This window comes from Alistipes sp. ZOR0009 (assembly GCF_000798815.1).
Taxonomy (GTDB): domain Bacteria; phylum Bacteroidota; class Bacteroidia; order Bacteroidales; family ZOR0009; genus Acetobacteroides.
On sequence record NZ_JTLD01000119.1, the window covers coordinates 141,438 to 162,731 of the forward strand.

General features: G+C 44.1%; 11 protein-coding genes. 2 read left to right on the plus strand and 9 right to left on the minus strand.

Going from position 1 to position 21,294, the window contains the following annotated elements:
• The 5 genes from L990_RS20275 to L990_RS17820 form a co-directional block, all read right to left on the minus strand.
• On the minus strand, nt 1-264 hold a 264-nt coding region (locus L990_RS20275), incomplete at its 3' end, for a hypothetical protein (RefSeq protein ID WP_197057333.1).
• A 364-nt stretch (nt 265-628) separates the two neighbouring features.
• Nucleotides 629-1,072: a GNAT family N-acetyltransferase gene (locus L990_RS17805; RefSeq protein WP_047452203.1), complete on the minus strand. Its 444-nt coding sequence runs from the start codon at nt 1,070-1,072 to the stop codon at nt 629-631.
• 6 nt (nt 1,073-1,078) lie between these two features.
• Nucleotides 1,079-1,522, minus strand: coding sequence for a DUF3795 domain-containing protein (locus L990_RS17810; RefSeq protein WP_081981798.1), 444 nt, complete (start codon nt 1,520-1,522; stop codon nt 1,079-1,081).
• Between the two features lie 106 nt (nt 1,523-1,628).
• Nucleotides 1,629-2,138 carry a hypothetical protein gene (locus L990_RS17815; protein ID WP_156121672.1) on the minus strand — a complete coding sequence of 170 codons (510 nt, stop codon included), beginning with the start codon at nt 2,136-2,138 and terminating at the stop codon, nt 1,629-1,631.
• 2 nt (nt 2,139-2,140) lie between these two features.
• A complete protein-coding gene (locus L990_RS17820; RefSeq protein ID WP_052181135.1) occupies nt 2,141-2,365 on the minus strand; it encodes a YdeI/OmpD-associated family protein in 225 nt (74 codons plus the stop codon).
• Nucleotides 2,366-2,812: 447 nt separating this feature from the next.
• Here L990_RS17820 and L990_RS17825 point away from each other — a divergent pair, with 447 nt between their 5' ends.
• The gene (locus L990_RS17825; protein ID WP_047452209.1) at nt 2,813-3,742 is read left to right on the plus strand and encodes a hypothetical protein; all 930 of its coding nucleotides are present in this window, start codon (nt 2,813-2,815) and stop codon (nt 3,740-3,742) included.
• Nucleotides 3,743-4,005: 263 nt separating this feature from the next.
• A complete protein-coding gene (locus L990_RS17830) occupies nt 4,006-6,477 on the plus strand; it encodes an outer membrane beta-barrel family protein (RefSeq protein ID WP_081981800.1) in 2,472 nt (823 codons plus the stop codon).
• A gap of 115 nt (nt 6,478-6,592) precedes the next feature.
• Here L990_RS17830 and L990_RS17835 read toward each other — a convergent pair whose 3' ends face one another.
• The 4 genes from L990_RS17835 to L990_RS17855 form a co-directional block, all read right to left on the minus strand.
• Nucleotides 6,593-11,827, minus strand: coding sequence for a hypothetical protein (locus L990_RS17835; RefSeq protein WP_156121674.1), 5,235 nt, complete (start codon nt 11,825-11,827; stop codon nt 6,593-6,595).
• Between the two features lie 105 nt (nt 11,828-11,932).
• Nucleotides 11,933-13,507, minus strand: a complete 1,575-nt coding sequence (locus tag L990_RS17840; protein WP_047452216.1) for a formylglycine-generating enzyme family protein — start codon at nt 13,505-13,507, stop codon at nt 11,933-11,935.
• 486 nt (nt 13,508-13,993) lie between these two features.
• Nucleotides 13,994-14,671 carry a hypothetical protein gene (locus L990_RS19515; protein ID WP_052181136.1) on the minus strand — a complete coding sequence of 226 codons (678 nt, stop codon included), beginning with the start codon at nt 14,669-14,671 and terminating at the stop codon, nt 13,994-13,996.
• A 102-nt stretch (nt 14,672-14,773) separates the two neighbouring features.
• Nucleotides 14,774-21,010 (minus strand): InlB B-repeat-containing protein, encoded by a 6,237-nt coding sequence (locus L990_RS17855; RefSeq protein WP_047452220.1) that lies wholly within the window; start codon nt 21,008-21,010, stop codon nt 14,774-14,776.
• Nucleotides 21,011-21,294 lie beyond the last annotated feature (284 nt).

The window sequence follows — 21,294 nt, forward strand, 5'->3', positions numbered from 1 at the left end:
TAGGTTGTCCGACAGCATCGCATACCCTATGGAGTGAATGTCGTAGTCGAACATCCGATCCTGAAACTTTTGAACCCGAAAGGCATCCAGCAGCCCGCAGGCGTAGAAATGCTGTTTGGCCTTTTGAATACTTTTTTCTTGTACCAATTCAAAAAGGGCAAATATCAAGTTACACCTAAATAAACGCCCTATTCTAGGGCTATCCATCTCATATTTTAATAAAATAGACTCTAAATCCTGATAATCATTTCTAATTTCTACCACGCCTAAAAATCATTAGAAAGTTTTGTAAAGTAACCTGCACCATCACTCTTATCTATAGTAAAGACATAACGTTCAACAATATTTTCGTTCTTTCTTAGCGTATTAGATAAATCTTTATGTATACCCCCCCGCTCGCTGTAGTCTACATCAGCGCACTAGGCTGGGCGAAGATTAGCTTCGCTGAGCTCGCACTTCGTGCTCGGTTGCAACTTCGTCTTTGCTAAGTAGCAGTCTGCAGCCCGCCATCCAAAAGTAGCAAAAAAGCAAAGCGCAGCTGTTGATAGGAGCATCTGCATTCTGCTGGTTTCTTCCCGCTACTTTTTTGTATCAAAAAAGTAAAATCCCAACGCTTAATCTTCTATTGCTAAAGCTCCTTTTTAAGATAGATCATATCAACAAGCTGTATGTCGCCATCGAACATGGGATGGTCGTAGTTGTCGGTGAAGAAATTCTTTACTCGATGCGATTTTTCGAACCCGCAGCTTTCGTAGAACGATAAGGTGGTGGGAGTTTCGCCTGTACCGACAAGCATCGTTTGGTAGCTGTTTTTGTAGAAGTCAGAAATAAAGTTTATTAGAGTCCTACCATATCCTTTGCCCTGATACTTCTCGTAGGTTGCAATGTTTTTGAGCTCGCAGGTTTCGTTGTTTATTGCTACCACAACGCAAATACTTTTCAAATCATTGTCGTATAAGGCAAACATTTCTCCATTCGGTAGATACCTGTCAACCATATCTTCCTGTTCGTCTGCCAATAGCAGTAAGTCGAGAAACTGCTTCTTGTTTTCGGTAATCTTCTCTATTTTCATGCGATCTCAGCTGTTGTTTTTAGTATAGTAAAAACCCTGCCCTTTTGCCTTCCGCTCATCTTGAAGCTTTCCCCACGATTCCCAGCCCTTCTCCCGTAAAACAGAGTTGTCGTTTTTTAGGAAGGAGTAGCCTTCGAATAGTTCTGGAAAATGTTGGCAAGGGTAGCTCTCACAGAATGCGCACATTTCAACATTCTTTTCCTTAGCGCACAATCTTATTTTGCAGCCTGGATTTCCGCTCCCCGCCTTACACGATATGCATACGCCTCCGGTGGTCATCCCTTTTAGAAACGACCAAAACTTATCTCCATCGGGGAAGAAGGACATAATTTCGGCAAACCCTAGCTTCTGCATTTCTTCATACAAAACTTTTGCAGCCGGTTCAACCTTCATCTTAACATCGCAATTTTCGCAGTAAAGACCGCAATAGCAGCTGTATTGTTTGTCCATTTTTAGTGTACTATTTAGTCAATTTGTAGTTTACAGGCTCATTGTAGTTTAGATCGAGCCATTTTTATCTTACAGCCAACCCTAATATATAGGCTACTGGCAGCGCTTACTTTATCTTTTTACTTTTCCCTTCGACGTAGGTGGTAAAGTTCACGCCGTCTCTAGATATTTGGAACCTTGTATTTACCGTTTCGTTTTCGAGCAACTCGTAGGTTAACCTAAAAAATGGAGCGTTCTCCACCTTTACGCTTGTCAACGTAATAGATTTGTCGGTGTATGCTACCGAGTAGCTAATCGTGTGGCCTTCATTATCAAAGTATATTGCCTTTGTAGAGCTATCGCTGGCATCAAAGTGGACTATCATTAAATCGTCGTGTACGATTTTTGGTTTATTATTAGCTGCAGGATACTCCGAGTGACTTTTGCGGACTACTATATTTTTATCTAAGTCAAACGAAAAAGAAAATGTCCCGCTACCTTGACCGGGCTGTCCACCACCTTCACCCTTCCATTCGCCTATTAGCCAGCTCCATTTATTCCAGTTGGTGTTCTGTTGACTGTGACAAACAGCAGTCAGGGCAAGGAAAGCTATAATTAATGGTAGTCTTGTCTTCATTTTCATACCGTCTTTAATGTTTTTTGATTATTCCGAAGCATTAAAATGGCCTTCTCTGCTCTAGCTTGTCTTGTTGATTCTTGCTTGGCAGAGCCAACCCAGTCGCAATATCCCTGTTTGTACGATTTTGATAGTGTATTGAAAAAATCCTGAGCATCCTTGTCGTTATCTAGCAGCTTTTGTAGCTCTTGAGGAACTCCTTCTATGTGATTACCTTTTTCCATCATGGTATTAATCCTTTATAAGTTTTTGCTAGCTACCTAATCTATGTGTAGGCGCTACTTGCAGCATACTTTATGGCAAGCAGGGCGAAAACGAATTGTTACTTAACGCCATCCTTATTTTAGGCTTACGGTTATTAAGTAGGGTGGCAATATAGCATTTATTAGTAGGCGTTATTGTACGTGAGCCAAAGCAACCCTATCTTTTTTGCCGTATTGGCCCAAAATATTCTTTTCGAAAGCGCTTCTCCGTCAAAAAAAGTGGCAATATCGGGGTTTTTAGCCCCTTTTTCGAAAATCACAAAAGCTGTAAAAACGACCAGTTATCGGGATGAAACGACCAGTTATCGGCTAAATCGTACCACTTAATTATTTTTTTCAATTTGTTGATACCAACAGCTGGTTTTGTTACTATTTTGGTGTTACAATAAATGTTAAACAAAATTCTAACGTATGAACGAGTCAAATACTCTTTTTTATCGTTTGCTTACTGGCCTCAATAAATATGTCAAAGGGAATGACGTGCTTATGGGGATTCCAGCCATAGAAGCAGCAACTTCGAAGATAGATTTGATCATCTCGAAGATAGATAAAACGGCAGTGCTTGTTGATACCGAAAACAAGGGAGTGTATATCGCCGTAGAGGTTGCTACCAAAAGGGTTGTTGCGCCGCTGTTTGCGGTGGTAAAGTCTATGGAGCTCTACTACGGTTCGCAAAACGATGCGGCCAAGATGGCCGAGCTGCACACCACCCGTTCGGAGATACAGCGCATGCCGTACAAGATGCTCGATGCTACGGTAAAAACGATACTAAAGTTTGCATCGGCCAACCTTGCCATTTTGGGTACCTATGGCATTACAGCTGCAACCTTAAAGGAGATAGAGGATGGGATGAAGCAGCTGCAGCTTGCCAATACGGTGCTCGAAGCCTACCTCGAGGAGAAGAGCCAGAATAGGGCCGTACTTTCCGCGCTGGTAGAGGACGGGAAAAAGATTCTCGTCGAGTGCGATATGCTGGTCGAGATTATCAGCCTAACCCACCCCGCTATTTACAAGGGGTATATGGAGATACGTAGTAAAAAGGAGTACTCCGAGCGGCTGCTAACCATTACCGTGCTTAATAGCGAGACCAGGAAGCCGGAGGAGAACGCTAGGGTGGTGATGGTATCTACCACTCGGACGGTAAAGGGTGAGCCCTACGTGCTCCTCGATAGAAAAACGGGAAAGTTGGGCGAAGTTCGTAATAGCCGTCGCGAGTTTGATATTTACAAGCTGACCGTCGAGAAGGTTGGCTGCGATTTACAGGAAGAGATTGTTACAGTTGCCGATAATACACCGCTACGGCTGGTGGTGCTGCTTAAAAAGAAGCAGGTGTCGAGCTAGATTGTTCTTTATTTGGATAGGTTTGTTACACTCAAAGGCGCAGCTGCTATTTAGCAGCTGCGCCTTTGATATGTGGTAGGCTGTAGCTGCGGGCTATGCAGCATCACCAAAAAAATAGCGGCGTTGTACTGTCGCAAATTTGCCTAAATGTAGTCTTAGAGTCAACAGGCTGTAGTCAGGGCCCTTTTAGGGTCCCTGTAGCAGGGAGGTTTGAGCTCACCTTATCCCTGCAGGCAGCCTTATTCTAAAATAAACATATTAGGATGAAACATAGCTGTTTTTTAAAATTTACTCTATTGGTAGGTCTTCTTATGGCTGCTGGGGGTGTATCTGCAGCCATTAATAGGGGGAATATTACCGGAAACGTTGTTGATAAGCTAAGCAGTAAGCCCATTCCGTATGCTGTTGTTACCCTAGGGCTGCTTCCCGATACCACCGTAAAAAAGTCGGTGCAGACCGATGCTAGCGGGAGCTACGTTTTTAATCAGGTTCCCGACGGGAGTTACGTGGTAACGGCCCACATGGTGGGCTATGGGCGTAAGCACTCGAGCCCGCTGGTGTGCCGGCAAAATGCGGTAACGGTGGAGACGCTGGCCATGGAAAATCTGGTTATTAGCGGGGTAACGGTGTACGGTAAGCGTCCCGAAATTGAGGTGAAGGCCGACAGAACGGTGGTTAACGTTGATAATAGCGTCACCGCCACCAGCGAAAATGCCTACGAGGTGCTGCGAAAGGCTCCGGGCATAAATATCGATAAGGATGAGAATATCTCCTTGAAGGGTAAGGATGGGGTGATGGTTACCATTAACGATAAGCCCACCTACCTTTCGGGTGCAGAGCTGGCCAGCTACCTTAAAACCCTTAGCGGTACAGAGATCGAAAAGGTGGAGTTGATTACCACGCCACCTTCGCGCTACGAGGCTGCTGGTAACACCGGCATCATCAACATTAAGCTAAAACGGAATAACCTAGTAGGGGTAAACGGATCGGTAAATGCTGGTGCTGGCATTACCCATAAGGTTAGCGAGTATGGTGGGCTGTCGCTTAACCTGCGTAGGGGGAAGTTGAACACCTTTGGCTCTATTAATGGCAGGTATAGCCAATATAAGAATAGCCTCGATATTGAGCGAAAGCTGAAGGGTGACGCCGATACCTCGCTAATTACGCAAAGCTCCACGTCGCGAGGCACCAGCAAGGGCTACAGCTACAGGGTAGGCGCCGATTACGAGCTAAATCGCCGTCATACTTTTGGGGTGATGGCCAATGGCTCGGTATACGAGTCGAACTCGGTGCAGAACGTGGGTACCTCCCTGCTGCTTAAGGATGGGATGCTAGCCAAAAGCCTCGCTAGTACTACCAGCAGAAGTGGTAGCTACCAAAATATCCTTTTAAATGCCAACTACAAGATGGCTATTGATACGAATGGGCGAACGCTTAACGTCGATGCCGACTTTGTAAAGTACTACAACCGTGCTACAGAGTTTAGCGACACCTACTACTTTGGTTCTTCGGGTGCCGAGGTCGCGATGCCGTTGCTTCTTCAAAGTCATACACCTTCTGATATCTACGTCAAATCGTTTAGGGCAGATTACGTGCATCCTTTCTCGAAAACGGCCATTTGGGAGGCCGGAGTAAAGGGTAGTATGGTTAATAGCGACAACGACCTGCGCTACGAGCGTTCGGTAGATGGTAGCCACTCGTATGTAGATGATCCCAGCCGCTCTAACCATTTTAAGTTTGACGAGCGTATCGCCGCAGCCTACACCTCTATGGCCTACGATGCCGGAGGATGGAGCCTGAAGGGCGGGCTACGGGCGGAGCATACTTGGAATAGGGGCAACCAGGTTACCACTGGTGCTGTAAATAGGAGCAGCTACCTCGATCTATTCCCCAGCCTATTTGTGCAGCGCCGCATTAACGAGAAAAACTCGCTGGGGGTGAGCTACAATCGCCGTATCGATAGGCCTAGCTACGGCAAGCTAAATCCGTTTGTGTGGAGAATTGATGAGTATAGCTATCGGGGAGGTAGTCCAAACCTACGACCTCAGTATTCCAATAATATAGAGGTTAGCTACTCGTGGAATAGCCGTGTCTTTTCGAGTATTGGCTACTCGTACACCAACGATATACAGACGCAGGTTGCCGAGGAGGTGGATATTATACGCCCTGCAGGCGGATCGAGCCCCGCAAAACCGATTAAGGCGGTAATGCTTATCGATAGAAACTTGAGCAGCCTTAAAACCTTTAACGGTAATGTGAGCGTAAACCTAAATCCTGTAAAGTGGTTTCGGACTAGCAGCAGTATATCGGCCTCCTACAGGGAGTACGGTAGAGGAGGCGACCAATCGGGTAAAAGCACCTTTATGTACTTACTTCAATCTACCAGCAGCTTTATCCTACCCAAGCAGTATACCTTCGAGGTCTCGGGTTGGTATCGCAGCCCTACAGTGTACGGAATGATGGACCTAGATCCGCAGTATATAGTGAATGTTGGCGTTCAAAAGAAGTTTTTAAATGATCGGCTATCGGTAAAGGTTAGCTTCGACGATGTTTTTCATACAATGGAAAACAAGTCGTGGGCTAGATACGACAATATGGATATCTCCTTCTACAACAGGTGGGATAGCCAGCGGCTCAACCTCTCGCTCTCCTACCGTTTTGGGAGTAAGGATGTGAAGCAGTCGCGCCAGCGCACCATTGGCGCAGACGAGGAACAAAAGCGTATGGGCAACTAGGCCTTTTAACAAGAGAAGCAAGAGGACGTTTAAAGAACGTCCTCTTGCTTTGCATATTTGAAGTAGATTTTTTTTTAGTTAGATGGTTCTGCAAGGAGTGTCGTGTAGCCTTGCGCTACTGCTGATTCTTCATTCCGTACACTGCTCCTGTTTCGGGGCGGCGATAGAACTTAACTCTTTTCGATAGGCTTCCCTTTTTGCCGCTAGGTAGCGTAAATTCGACTATCACATCCAGCTCTACCATTATTACCCCTTTGGCGAAGTAGCTGTTGTCTGTCCAAGTTACTATCATCTCGCTGGGGTTGCCTGTTGCACTTACTCCTCCTGCTACAGGATCAGACAGCCTCCAAGAGTAGGAGTACCCGTCGTACTTGGTAACTTTAAATACCGTTTGCCCTTTGGCACAAGCAATGTTGCCCGAGGGTTCCTCCCAGCTTATAGGCTGGCGGATGTTAGCCTGAAGGGCATCCTCGGCCCAGCAACCTGTAGTTGTATTTACGGCTCGCACTTTTAGCTCATCGCCGTTAATCAGGGCATCGGAAGTAAACGTGTTAGACTTTCCTGCTGCTTGAACTGAGCTGCCGTTTACAAAAAACTCGTAGGTGCAATCCGCTGCCGAGGAAGTGGCCGTAAAGGTTATAGAGGTACCTGGCTCTACCATGCCAGCAGCGCTCGATTTCAGGTTGACGGAGATGTTATCTACCTGAATCTTCTTCGTTGATGTTGATATGCAGCCATCATCGAGCGTATAGGTTAGCCTTATTGCTCCTGAAAGACCCTTAGGGTCAAACGTATTAGCGGTAACTCCCGTTCCGCTAAAGGTTCCTCCTTCCGGCGTAGCAACTAGCGCTATTGTACTGCCCGACGAGCATGTCGAGGCGGGTAGGTTAAAGGTTATAGATGGTTTTGTTTTGACCGTCACCTCTACCTGCGTACGGTTGCTTTGGCATTGGGTTAGATTGTGCACCGCTACCCAGTAGGTGGTATTGGTGGAGAGCGCCTCGGTTTGTAGCTGCGAGCTGGTGGCAATGGCAGCTCCACCATCGGCTGTGGTGTACCATGTAAATATTGGATTGTCAATGGTCGATGTTGCTGTGAGCGTTGCACGTTCGCCTTGGCAAACTGGCTTTGTGCTAACGCTAGGTGCTGGTGCTTTTTGGGTTGCTACCACAACCTCTACTGCGGGCGACTGCGCCGAACAGCCGTTAGCATCTACCACCGCAACCGTGAATGTTTGACCGGGGGTATCAACCGTAATCTGCCTATCGGTCTTTCCATTTGACCATTGGTAGGATACCGCCTCGGAAGAGGTGAGGGTAACGGTTGAACTGGGGCATATAGGTACCTTGCCCGATGGCATTATGGTAGGTTTAGGTAGCGGATTGACCTTTATAACAACAGGACGAGACTCCTTTTTGCAACCTGTTTTGTCGCTAACCACCACCGTGTAGCTTCCCGATTGTGTAACCTCTAGGCTTTTTAAGTTGGCTGTTGCAATATCTATCCCATCGCGTCGCCACTGGTAGTTTTTACTTAACGTGCACGAAAGTTTTACCGAGCTGCCTTCACAAAAGGTGGTGGAACCATCAGCTGTAATTGTAGGTTCGGGAATTTGTGCTCTCGAACGCACCTCAACGTATTCGGAGGTTTGCGAGCAGCCTTTTTCGTTGGTAACAGTAACCTTGTAGTAGCCGGGTTGGTTTACCGTAATGGACGAGGTCTTTTCGCCCGACGACCATCGATATTCAGTGGCATTTTGTATCGATGAAGAGAGTTTGATTGAGCCAACGTCGCAAATGTTTATTGGTCCCGAAGGATCGATGGTAACTTTTGCAGATATCAGCTTGTCAACCACCATTTCGTCCGAGCGGCTGCTGCATCCTGTGAGCTTATCAGAAACCTTTACCCAATAGTTACCTGGTTTATTGGCTACAATCCCAAACGTTTTAGCACCCGTAGACCATTCGTAGTTATAGCCATCGGACTGTGTAGCAATGAGAGCTATTGACGGATCGGGACAAATATCATTGGACGCAACGCTGAATATCTCCGGTTTATTGGGATTTCGGTTTACTTTGATGTAAACCTCAGGCGAGGTATAGGTACACCCTTCGGGGTAGGTAACCGCTACGGAGTAGCTAAAGGATCCAAACTTTGTTTCCTCCTTTACAGGAATGGTCGATGTAGTTGCCCCGTTGTTCCATAGGAAGGTGGTCCCTTCGGATGGAGCTGCGAGCGTAAGCTCCTCTCCTTGGCAGATGGTTAGTCCTCCTGCAACTTCGATCACAGGGTTTCGGACAGGATGCTTGCCGATGGTTACAGAGGGCGATGTTGCGGTACATCCGTTTGCATCGGTGGTGGTAATAGAATAGGATCCTGCATCTTTAACAGTTATAGATTGGGATACCTCTCCCGTACTCCATTGATAGGCGATGGCGTTGCTGGCATTAAGAACTACTGATTCATTAGTACAGAGCATATTCTTGCCCGAAAGGGTAACCGTGGGTTTTGTCACCTCGAACATGGTAACATCAACGGCATCGGAAGCTAGCGTACAGCCATATTCGTCGATAACCGTTGCAAAGTAGGTGCCTGCTTTATCAATCTCAATTTTTTGTGTATGCTGGCCGCTATTCCATACAAACGAACTTCCATGGTCTAACTCCAGCGTTAGCTTTTCACCTGGACAAATTGCGGTTCTTCCGTCTACCGTAATCATCGGTCTTCGGCTGCGTATTAGCACCTCCACCTCTTTTGATACGGATGTACAGGTGCTTCCATAGGTAAGAGCAACAGAATATCTTCCGGGTTTACTAACCTTTATTGTGCGGGTAGATTCTCCTGTGCTCCATCTGTACTCTGCCGCTTCGTTTGCTTCGAGGGTTACCTCATCATCTGGACATATATATATTTTATCGTCGACTACTGGTTGTGACGAAGATATGGTTGCAGGAGGTATTTCTCCTGTATACTGTTGCACTGCTAACGGGGCCGTGTTAAAGCGGCATCCATTTTCGTCTGTTATGATAGCAGAATAATCACCTGCTTTGGTTACGGTGATGGATGGCGTTTTTGCTCCAGTACTCCATTCGTACGCTATCGCATTTAATGTCCGTAGCTCTAATGCATCACCAGCACAAAGAATGGTTTTACCCATTGGTTCAACGGTTGGCTTCTTTTCTGGATAAACCGAAACCTCAATGGTTGGTGTTTGAACATCGCAGCCGTTGGCATCGTATACTGTAGCCTTGTAAACTCCAGCAGAAGAAACCTGAATCGTTTTATCTGTTTGTCCCGTATTCCATGCGTAGGCATTTCCTTCGCTAACGGTAAGCGAAAGGCTTTCGCCCGGACATAACTTTGTTGATCTAGAAGCAATAACTGAAGGCTTGATGGTTACAGGCACCTCCTTAACGGTAATACTAGCCGAAGAAGGGCAGCCAAAGCCATCAGTTACCGTTACCGCGTAATCACCAGGTTTCATAATAGAGATTTCGCGCTTAGTATCCAAGGTAGACCATTGGTAGCTTGCTGCATCGGGGGCTGTTAGCGTTATCGCTCCACCCTGACAGAGCGTACTCCTTGAAGAGGAGATGGAGGCTAGAGGCGTAAGCGTTCCGTTTGAGATCACAGTAACCTTGTTTGACGTAAATACGCAGCCAAAAGCATTGGTAACCCGAGCCTCGTAAATGCCGGCTTGGCTTACGTTGATATTGGCTCCAGCTAGCGGCACAAGGGCGCCATCTTTATACCATTCAACCCTTGCTCCTGCTGGCATTACGCTAAGTGCAACAGGCTTGCCGTAGCAAATGGTGGTTGATGATGCTAAAACCTTTGGTTCTAGGTTATGTACAATTACAGAAACAGGTGCAGAGGTAGCCTCGCATCCATTTGCGTCGCCAATGCGTACGGTGTAGGTGCCGCTTTGGGTGGCATCAATACTTTTAGAGGTTGATCCATTCGACCAGCGGTAGTATGCGGCATCAACAGAGGTTAACCGAACAGCGCTCCCCATACAGAACTCGGTGGCACCTTCGGGCGTAATAATCGATGTTGGAGAGGGAAGCGATGCCTGCTTTATCTCGATAGGTTCGGACGTTGCCACGCATCCATTCTCATCCTCAACTGTTACCTGATAAGTTCCTGCAACGCTTGCTTCTATTGCTGCTGAAGTAGCTCCGGTGCTCCAAGAATACTTAAACGCTTTAGAAGTTGTAAGAGGGACGGAGCCTCCCAAGCAGATGGTAGAGGAACCTCCAATATCAATAGTAGGCTTAGGTAAGCCATCATTAAACTCGGCAAAAAAGATCTTAGACTCCTTTGAGCATCCTTTAGTGCCGTAGATAATCAACTTAAAATATCCCGACTCTTTTACTTCTACGCTTTTCGATGTGCCATATTTTGTCCATGTTCCTGTAGGAGTATCCGCTCGCAACCATTCATAGGTTGTAGCTTCCGATCCTGTAAGAGTTAATGTCTTTCCTTTACAAATGGGTATCGTTCCAGATGCAGTAATAGTTGCTGGCTTCAACTCAATGCAAGGATCCGTGAAGCAAGATAGCGGTTGCTGCTTAGAAGCGCCTCCGTTGTAGCATCCAAGGACATTACCCAACGAGCTAGAGGCGTCGGCACAGGCAAGCCTATTGAAACGAGCAATACCTCCGCCGTATAAATTTGCAGCATTAGGATTTTCATCGGCTACCGTTTTACAGGCTACAGCCATTGCCTTAGAGATACCTCCCTTAAACATACTGGCACCATCAGTGAGGCTTGTTCCTGCATTGCTACAGCCTAAAGCGGTAATTGTCGATGATCCACCTCTGTATACATCCACCTTTCGTCCCATGGCAATCGGTTCGCCGCAGCTGATGGAGGTGTAGCTGCGCCCTCCTTGAAATACGGGGTAGATATAGTTAAGAAGAGTTGGGGCATCAAGGCACGAAATAGCAGGTAGTGTACTTACCGAGCCTTTATAAAGTCCTGTTAAAGTCTCATCAGGGGTTAGTATAGAGGGGGCTCCGCATGATATTGGCTCTACATTGCTGTCTCCTCCCTTGTAAATTCCTCCATGGATCTTTCCATCGGCAGATAGTACAGCTCCTTTTAGGCATCCTGCGGGGAGGGTATTCAGCGGAGGTGTATCACCTTTATATATGGATAAAAAAATTCCAGCCTGTAATAGCATACCACAGCTATGCAACGAAGAATTGGACGTACTTCCCCTATAACAAGGTAAGTCTTCGTCTCCTTCAGTTAAGGAGGATAGGGATGTCGTTTTGCTACCGTTTGCTGCTAAGGCAGACATAACTACTGCAAAAACGAGCAGTATGCAGGAGTATAGGACTCTCAACAAGATGCTTTTTAGTAGATTAATAGGAGTATTAGAGAATAAATGAAGCGTTTGGGCGTATTTTGTGCCACCGGTAATACCCCAAACTATAATATAAGAACGATATTATGGTGCAGTGCGAACACCTCTACCACCATAGCTATCCTGTCGTGAAGCGTCAGTATCGTTTGCTTTAAGCCTATCAGAAATTCGCGCTCTATCAGGATGATCCTCGAAGCTGCCACCTCTGAATCCTAGTCCTGTACCATTAATATTGGGCCAAGTTCCAGGCAAATCAGGATTAACGCCTGGGCCTATCTCTCCGTTACCATGGTTACCTATAAAGGTACGACCTGTGGCATTACCTAAGCCAACGCAGCGTTCCCATAGGTTTCCTGACATCTCCATAATACCCCAGTAGGTTGCTCCAGCTTTTGTTCTGCTGCTTACAGGAGTGGCAAAACCACCCGATCTTATTGGTCCAGAAAGTACTGCGGTAACTTTACTATCTGAACCAACCTTTCCTACAGCGCAGTTGGCCTCGACGTTTGAGGGAGCCTCGTTGTTCATTCCCTCATTAGATAAACCTAGCGCATTATTAATGCTAATGCTACCCCATGCGTACTGCGTATTATTGGGTGCGGATGGCACGGCAAGGGTGCCTCTACATGCTTTTTCATACTCTAATTCGGTCATAGGTCTAAGGCCAGCCCAATCGAGGTATGCAAGCACGTCTTTTGCAGATAAAAAATTACAAGCTCTAAACGCATCGCCTGCATTCTTTAGGTCGTACGACGCAGGTGTTGTCCCTGTTCCCCCATTCTTGACAATCCCATGACGGGCTTCAGCCTTGTTTGGGAAATATGTTCCAGCATTTTTTACTGCAACGGAGACCTTATTTAAGAATAATACATACTCTCCTTGAGTTATTTCATGCTTCATACAGTAGAAACCTGCATATCCTTTGGGATAGTTAGCGTCAAGATTTCGTCCTGTATAGTAATCGAAATCATCGCCAACACCAGCACCAGCACCAGTCCAGCTTTTATACGATTCGCTAAAGTACGAGCGCATATGAGATGGGGTTGTTTCTGCATTTATGAAGGCAGGAGCAGTGCTGGTATAGTTGATTAGCCTACCTGTAGAAGAAAAGTCTCCAGCATAAAAAGCACCCTCAGGGACATATACCATTTCTGTTGCAAGCACGCAAACCTCAACCTGTTCTCCGCCAGTAAGCCCATTGGCTTCGTAGTCCCACTCCAACTCTACGTCCTGAGCGGTAAAGTTTCCGTTTCCATCCGTTTTACGGTAGATAAATGCGCCTACTCCTGGGTTTACATCCTTGCCGTTGATGTTCGCAGGGCTTGTTCCTACCTTGTAGTCTGCATTATCTGGAACCTTATGTTTTACTCCTGTACCTGTTGCTAGGTAGCCGTGGTACCAATCTTCGTTGGGAACTTCCCTGAACTTAATAAACACCCATGCTGCATCCCAGTTTTTGGGGCCTGTTGCTTCTGATGATATTCTCCACGAGTGATCCCAAGTTACGGTGAACTTTACCTGAGCTGTTTTTTTGTCGGAGTTAGTAGTGACGGTGGTGTTGAGAACCTGAATTCCGCTTGCCAATACCTTACATGGAACAGCTATTACAGCGAATAGACAAACAAGCGCTCCCAACAGCGTTGACTTACAATTTCTCATATTTATATTTTACTTAGCCAGATTTTTTTAAATTATGGCAAAGATAGGCTCTAAGGCTTCTGTATTTTTACAATAATTACCGCTCTGCCGCTTTTAAACTTTAATTAAGTAAGTTTTTGCTAACTAGGTTAAGGTGTCTTGGGGTGTGTTGTCGTTTCCTGATTTTAATCTCTTAGTAATCAAATTTAGGGAGCATGTTTTGGTTGGCTTATAAGTATTTCATGCAAGTGTACTTTAACATACAAAAAATGGGGCGGCATAAATTTTATCCCGCCCAATCCTAGTTGTAGCGTTGTAGCGTTTTTTATTTTGTTAGAATGCTCAGGTTTGTTGTTTGATGGTTGTTTTGTTGCGGGTTGGAAAAGTGTCATTTTGCAATATCTCGCCGAATGTTTGGCAGTATACATAAAAAAGAGGGTGCTCTACTGCACCCTCTTCTTTTTATCTATGTCTTTAGCTATTGATCCGTTAAGTAGAGCCTGCTTCTTAAATTATACGGAATGAGCCTACTGTTGAAACGGAAGTGTTTCCAGCCGCATCTTTAGTAACCACCTTCCAGAAGTAGGTTTTACCGCTGTCGAGTTTCTGTTTAGTGCTTGATTCTGTTAATGATTTAACTACCTGCGTCGAAGCATCCTTGTTGTCGAGGTAAAAAGAGTAGCTGACAATGTCGTTATCTAGATCATTACCCTTCCAGCTGAAAGATACTTCTATAGATGTCGCTCCATCAGAGCTGATAGCTGTTCCATTTATTGGCGTTTGCAGTTCGGCCGGGAATGGCACATATTTTTCGGCTATCTGGCCTGCAAGATAAAAGAACCACGTTTCGGAGGTTGTTTTACCCGTTACATTAATAGCCTTTACGCACCAAGAGTAGGGTTTGTTTGGCTCTAGTGCAACCTTACAGGATGTCTCTTTTGCAGTGTAGGTTGTTGCTTTTTGAGTTTTTAAATCTTTAACCTCAATTTCGTAGCTATCAGCATTGGCGGATTTTGCCCACTTAAGCTCGACTTCTGGCTTATCATTTTTAATACAGGCGCTATTGTTCGCTGGTTGCGATAGTAAAAATAAGCCTGGTGCTGGTTCGCTATCCGACTTCCCACAGCTGGCAAGTGTTGCGCAAATGGCAACTATAGAGAGAACCGTAGAAATTCTATGTAACATAACTTTTAATTTAGTGGTAAGGAGTCGACGTAAGAGTGTTTCTTTATTGAAATTCTTACGTCGAGCTCATGTTTATTTCACGTTTATTTTTCGGTAGCACTGCTACATCTTTATCAGCTTTTGGTTGTAGCTAAGTTTTGTACCCTTGATGATAACGCCATAGGTTCCAGAAGGAAGGTTCGATACGTTTAGTTCAATCGTGCTCCCTGAGTAGATTGCATATTTTTGGCTGAAGCATATGCTGCCACTTGGTAGAGATACAATTTGAAGGAAGATATCCTTTTCTTCTGTCTCTGGAATTCTTACGGTAACCTTATCGGTTGCTGGATTAGGGTACATGATGAAGTTTGTACTACCGTCATTATGAACAACCTCCTCAAACACTCCTTGACAAAGTTTTTCTGTTGCAATCCTAATTCTGTTTTCACCCAACTTTAATGAAAGTTGTAGATCAGAATCGTAGGTTTGCGTAGTATTTCCGTTAAGGGTAACATAGTACTGCTCTCCTCCCTTTAGGTGGTAGCTGGCCATATTTTTGGCATTGTCAACTTTTTGGACGTTGAGTGCTTCTGGCTCTGCTATGGTGACATCGAAATTTTGTTCGTAGCCACTGAGTGCGGCAATCCTAAAGGTTACGGTGTAGTTGTCAGGTACAAGATTCGTTACTGTTAACTCAGTTCCAGAGGTGAGGTAGGGAGTCTTAGATCCTGTCTTTTCCCCTTTTATGCTGATCTCGTAGTCAAAAGCTTTGCTCATATTCAGTTTGAGGATCCCATCGTTGGTTCCTCTACAGCTACAGTTGGTGGCTTTTAACTGGTAGTTAGTGGTAGCGACTAATTCCGATATACCAACAACGGCCAGCTTTGAGGCTTCATAGATTGTACCATCTGATACCTTTTTCAGCGTAATGGTGTAGGTGCCAACCGGGATATCAGAGAATACGTTGCTGCTTTGGTAGGTTGTTCCGTTGATGCTGTATTCGAAACCAGCGGCAGGTGTAACCGTAATTGCTCCCGCTAATTTTTTATCGGTTGGCTGAGTAACCGTAAAATCAATGGGTTCAAAAGAGGCAACAAGAGTACGGTCTGACGCATCAACATTAAAGGTGTATGCAGAGTTGGAGGCAACATCTACAAGATTTTCTTTCCAACCCGTGAATGCATAACCGCGTTTTGCTGTTGCTGTTAGCGTGCAGCTTGCGTTGTAGGGGTACGATCCAGCACCAGAAATGTTTCCTGCTGCATCAATTGATGTAGTAGCAGCAATGGTGTAGCTGTTTACAGTCCATTGTGCTTGGGCTGTTTGGTTTGATGAATAATTCCAAACTTTTGAAGCATCTATGCTGCTGTCCCCGATTTTCCAGCCTGCAAAGGTGTGTCCTTTTTTGGTAGGAGTAGGAAGATCGCCAAAGGTGTCGCCGTAGCTCAAATTTTTACTTGTGGTGGTAGTTTCGCCTCCAATTGCATCGAAGGTGAGGGTGAAAATACTGCTCCAGCTACAAATTTTTTGGTTCCAAGCGCCTTCTGTAATGAACGATTGCGGGCCGAATTTAGGAATCGCATTGGATGCTCGATCTCCTCCTTTCAGTGTTCCCATACCGCCTGTAATAGTAACGTCGTTGTACCAGTTTAGAAGAGCAGTGCTTGTATAACTACAAGGGAAAGTTGTTGCAATAATATTTCCGCCTCGAATAGTAATAGTATTGGCTGCTATCGAACTTGTGCTATTACAATTCTGGCCACCTGTGATTTGTATGTTTCCACTTTGAATTGTAATAGAGTCATTGGCTACAATTCCTTGCGTGTTAGATACTTTTCCAGGTGCAGTTATAGTAAGTGTTCCTTTTCCTGCAATGTTTAGGCTCGAGTAGCTTTGTAGAGCCACATTGCTATTTATATTAGAAGGTGATGTTATGGAGTTACTCCCTTCAAAAGCAATGTTTATAGTGTTTGTTGCGTCAAATGATACGATGCCAAACTCTATATTGTTAAGCTTATAAGTATTGGTAATGTCTGCATTTTTGAGTTTTAGAGTAAAGCTGTTAGGGTCGTAAGTTGCCATTCCCTTTCCACACGCAATGGAGAGTTGGTTGGCCGTAAATTCTTGTCCATTAGCGTATACTCCATAAGGGGTTGCCCCACCTTTATTCCATTGGCATTCGGTCCCATTCCAACTTCCAGAGGTAATTCCAACTCCATTTTTAAAGAAGGGGAGCGAATTGAAGGCTATATCAGTTGTTGTTTGGGTGTTTGCTTTTGCACTTCCACTTCCTCCACTAATGTTGAATGTCGACTGATTGCAAAAAACACCCCAAGAGTGAGCTTCGTTTGAAATGGCTCCTCCTGTGATATTAACATTCCCACCAGCAATTGTGATGGAGGATTGGGTTGCGTAAATACCGCTACTAATCCCTTGTTTGTAACTTACATCACCACCTATGATAGAAACACTACCGTTACCATCGATTGTGATATTGGCTAAATTAGTGGAAATTCCAGCAGATAGTGATTCTTCGGTAGGGGCAGGATGAATGCTATTATTACCTTCGAGCATAATTTTCACCTCTCCATACTTTGCTACTATGCCAGCCTTGGGTTGGTTGGGTGTTGTGGCGGTTATTTCCGCATTGTTTAGCGTAAGTGTACTATTACTTGCATTGTATGTTGCAGATCCGCTTCCACATGCTACCGTATTGTTGGGAGCTGTAATGATATTAGTTCCGTTTACATATAACTCTAAGTTAGCTTCTTTTGCTGTTAATTCATAACTACCCGTCATTCTCGGGAAATGAGAGCATTGTAGCAAGTAGTATTCACCGGGCATTAACATCTTGTCTGCATCCCAGAGGTTTTTATTTATGAGGCTAAAGTTGTTCTCTCCATTCTTTTTGTAAATGAAAAACTCAGAATTTGAAGATCTGGTAAATGATACTATTTGTTTTTTTGCGATAGTCAACTTGTGGGCTACTGCAAAGTAGGCGCCTCCTGCCTCCATAAAAGCAGGTACATTTTGTCCTAAAATGAGAGGAGATTCTTCTGTAAATTCACCTTTTCTAGAAAAAGGAAGTTTTTCGATTGAAGGTGCTGCATTTAAAAAGTCGTTAAGAGTTAAGGCTGGGGATTTTTTTACCTCAAGAGCATATTCTCCCGTTTCGCGTGGTTCGTACGCACTTCCTACAATATAGTATTCGCCAGCAGATAATTGCATCTCTAGCGAAGTGGTTGATCCTCTTCGATACTTTGCCTCTAATTGGCATTTGCCACTGGCACCTTTCTTATAAAGGAAAATGGTGCTAGCCCTTCTGCTTGTAAAACTTATTTCAACCGATTGAGGAGTGCTTACGATTACCTTATGGGCTACAGCATAGTAACTGTTTCCGTATTCTCCAAATTCGGGTAGGGTTTGGCTTAGAACTGGAGTTGATTGATTGGTAAATTCTCCGCTTGTATTAAAAGGTAATGTTTTAATTTCAGTGGCTCCAGAAATAAGTTCGGATAGCGTGATTGATGTAGAGGCATCTGCCGTTAAGGAATAGGTTCCCGTTGTTCTTGGAGTGCTCGTTGTTCCTACAATGTAGTAGTCTCCTGCTTGGAGAAGAATATCAAGAGGTGAGACGCCATTTTTGCTGTTGTTTGTAACAAGACTAAAGCTATTGTCTGCATTCTTTTTGTACAGGTAAATGCGGGAATTTGTGGCCTGTGAAAAGGTCGCTCTTAGTTTTTTAGGAGTGTCTGTTGCTATTTTGTAGGCTACTGCATAGTAACCGCAGCTTTGTTCTCCAAACATAGGCTCTGTTTGTCCTAAAACAAAATTTGATTGGCTGGTAAACTCTCCTTCTTTAGAAGAAGGAATAACTCCTAAATCGGGAGCATTTGTTAGCAGCTCATTTAGGGAAATGGCTGTTGATCTGCTCACGTTAAAGGTGAATGCCCCAACTTCTCTATAGTTTTCAGAACTTCCTACAAAATAGTATTCGCCGGGTGTGAGGGTGATATCGAATCCTGTATTTCCATTGCTATTAGCCTTTTTTTTGGATACCAAAACGTAGCCTTTGTTGCTATTTCTTTGGTAAAGGTAGATGTTAGCCTTTGATGAGTTTAATTTAGAGTATGTTACGGCAATGTTTTGAGATGTTTCGATTGTTAGTTTGTAGGCCGTAGCATAGTGACTTCTGATATTGTACCCAAACGGTGGTTGACTTTGGGCTAACACTGCTGTTGACTGATTGTTAAATTCTCCGCTATTAGCGTATGGTAAAGCATCTATTACAGTCGCTTTTTCGAGTAGATCGTTTAAGGATATTGCAGTAGATTCGTTAACCTTAAAGCTATAGGATCCTTTTGTTTGAGGGATTCTGGTGGATCCAACTAGGTAGTACTCTCCTGCGTTGAGTTTTATATCAAAACTTGGATCTGGCTCGAATGAGTAACCCATTACATCAGAGTAGTTATTGCCATCTTTTTTGTAGATGTAAAATCTTCCTTCTTTTTGAGAATGTTCATATTTGAAAGCAAGATTTTTAGTTGTGCTAAGATTTATTTTGTAGGCTACGGCATAGTGTACCTCGTCAGAAAAACCAAAACCTGGGTTATTTTGACCTATTACACGAGCAGATCGGTCGTTGAATTCTCCGCTTTGTGTGAAATTTAGAGGATCTATTTCTGTGGCTCCTTTTAAGAATTCTTTAAGTGTAGTTATAGTTGATTGTTCAACTACGAATGAGTAAGTTTCATTGGTTGCAACCTCAGACGAATATCCTACTATGTAGTAGTCTCCTGGAGCGAAAATTTGTTCAATAGTTGGATTGTCAGAACTATAGGTCTGCTTGTATAGTTCGTATTTATTGTCGGTATTCCTCCTATACACGTAAAGATTAGAGTAGTAACCTTTCTTAAACTTTATCGCGAGATATTTGGATTCGCTGAGGGTTAACTTACGGGCTATAGCATAGCTGGCCTTGCTGTCGTCTCCAAAAATGGGGTTGGATTGACCAAAAACAGACTTGGCTTGGGCTAAGAACTCGCCAGATATGGAAAATGGCATAGATCCGATTGGATCAGCTTCATTTAATAGCTGGTTTAAGGTTATTGTGGATGAGTTTGTTATTTCTAGCGAGTAAGTTCCTGTAGCATTTTCGTTGTTGGAAGTTCCTACTATATAGTATTCGCCAGCTGCAAGCTGACGATCTATTTTCGTAGAGTTTCCATTCCAATTGTATTTTTTTTCTATGAGGGTATAGCTGTTGTCGGTATTCTTTTTATACAGATAGATAGCTGGACTTATTGCGAATGTGAACGTTGCAGAAATCGCTTTAGGTGTATCTAGTATTAACTTTTTTGCTATTGCATAGTAAGATCCACCTATTTCTCCAAAGTTGGGGGTTTGTTGCCCAAACGTAGATGTAGATTGTAGGGTAAACTCTCCGGATGTAGATGCTGGTAATGCTTCTATATTGCTAGCACGAAGCAGCAGCTGGTCTAGGTCTAGAGACGTAGAGTTGGTTACTTCAAACGTGTAGGCTCCTTGAGCTTTTGGGTTCTCTGTAGTTCCTACTAAATAGTATTCTCCAGTGGTAAGCTTGAGGTTTAATTTGCAAGATCTACTATTGCCATTTTGGGCTACAACAGTGTAGCTGTTATTGGCGTTCTTTTTATAAAGGTATAGGGTGGCATTTGAGTCAAATGAGAACGTTGCAGTAATTGCTTTAGGTGTATCAATTGTTACTTTTTTTGATACAGCATAGTAAGTACTTCCTGTATTTTTAAAAGATGGATTGGTCTGCCCAGGAACTAAGTCGGATTGAACGGTAAACCCTCCACTTTCTGTAAAGGGCAGAGTAGCTATAGCAGGTGCTTTATCTAAAAGCTCATTTAGAGTAGTGAGTTTTATATGATCTACGGACATCGTATAATTCCCCAAGGTATTAGGCTGGTAGCTGGTGCCTACAAAGTAGTATTCACCAGGTTTGAGAGAGAGCTCTAGCAAAGAGTTGCTATTTCCAGCTCTGTCATCATCGCTATTCACTAGTTCGTAGCTGTTGTCTGCGTTTTTTTGGTAAACATAAAGGTAGGCATCTGAGCTTAATTCAAATTTGATGCTTACATTTTCGGTTCTACTGGTTGTTAACTTATATGCTACCGAATAGTAGTTGCTTCCGCTGTTTCTAAAACTGGGGCTTGATTGTCCTGCAACTAAAACAGACTGGCTAGTAAACGTTCCTTTTTCAGTAAAGGGTAACGTGCTTATTTCAGAGGCTTTACTTAAAAGCTCTGAAAGAGGAATGGCGCTGGATTGTGCTCGAAGCGGCAAAGACGCAACAGCAAAAAAGATCCATGCCATTAGACTGACAATTGTTTTGGATTTCATAAGAGATTAATTTCAATGTATGTTGATTTTTTTTACATCTACTTAAAATAGTTGTGTTATTCTAGATGTTGCTAGAAAACATCTAGAAGGGAGTGTCTGCTTTTATTTATACCCCCAAAAAGATACTATGTGGAAAAAATGGGAACTACGCTCATAAAGAGCGTTTGCTTGTGAAAGAATAATGTCATGCTAACTTAATAGGTAAAAGATAATTTAAATTATGCAGCATACAGATTGGAATGTGGGCATGTTTCATC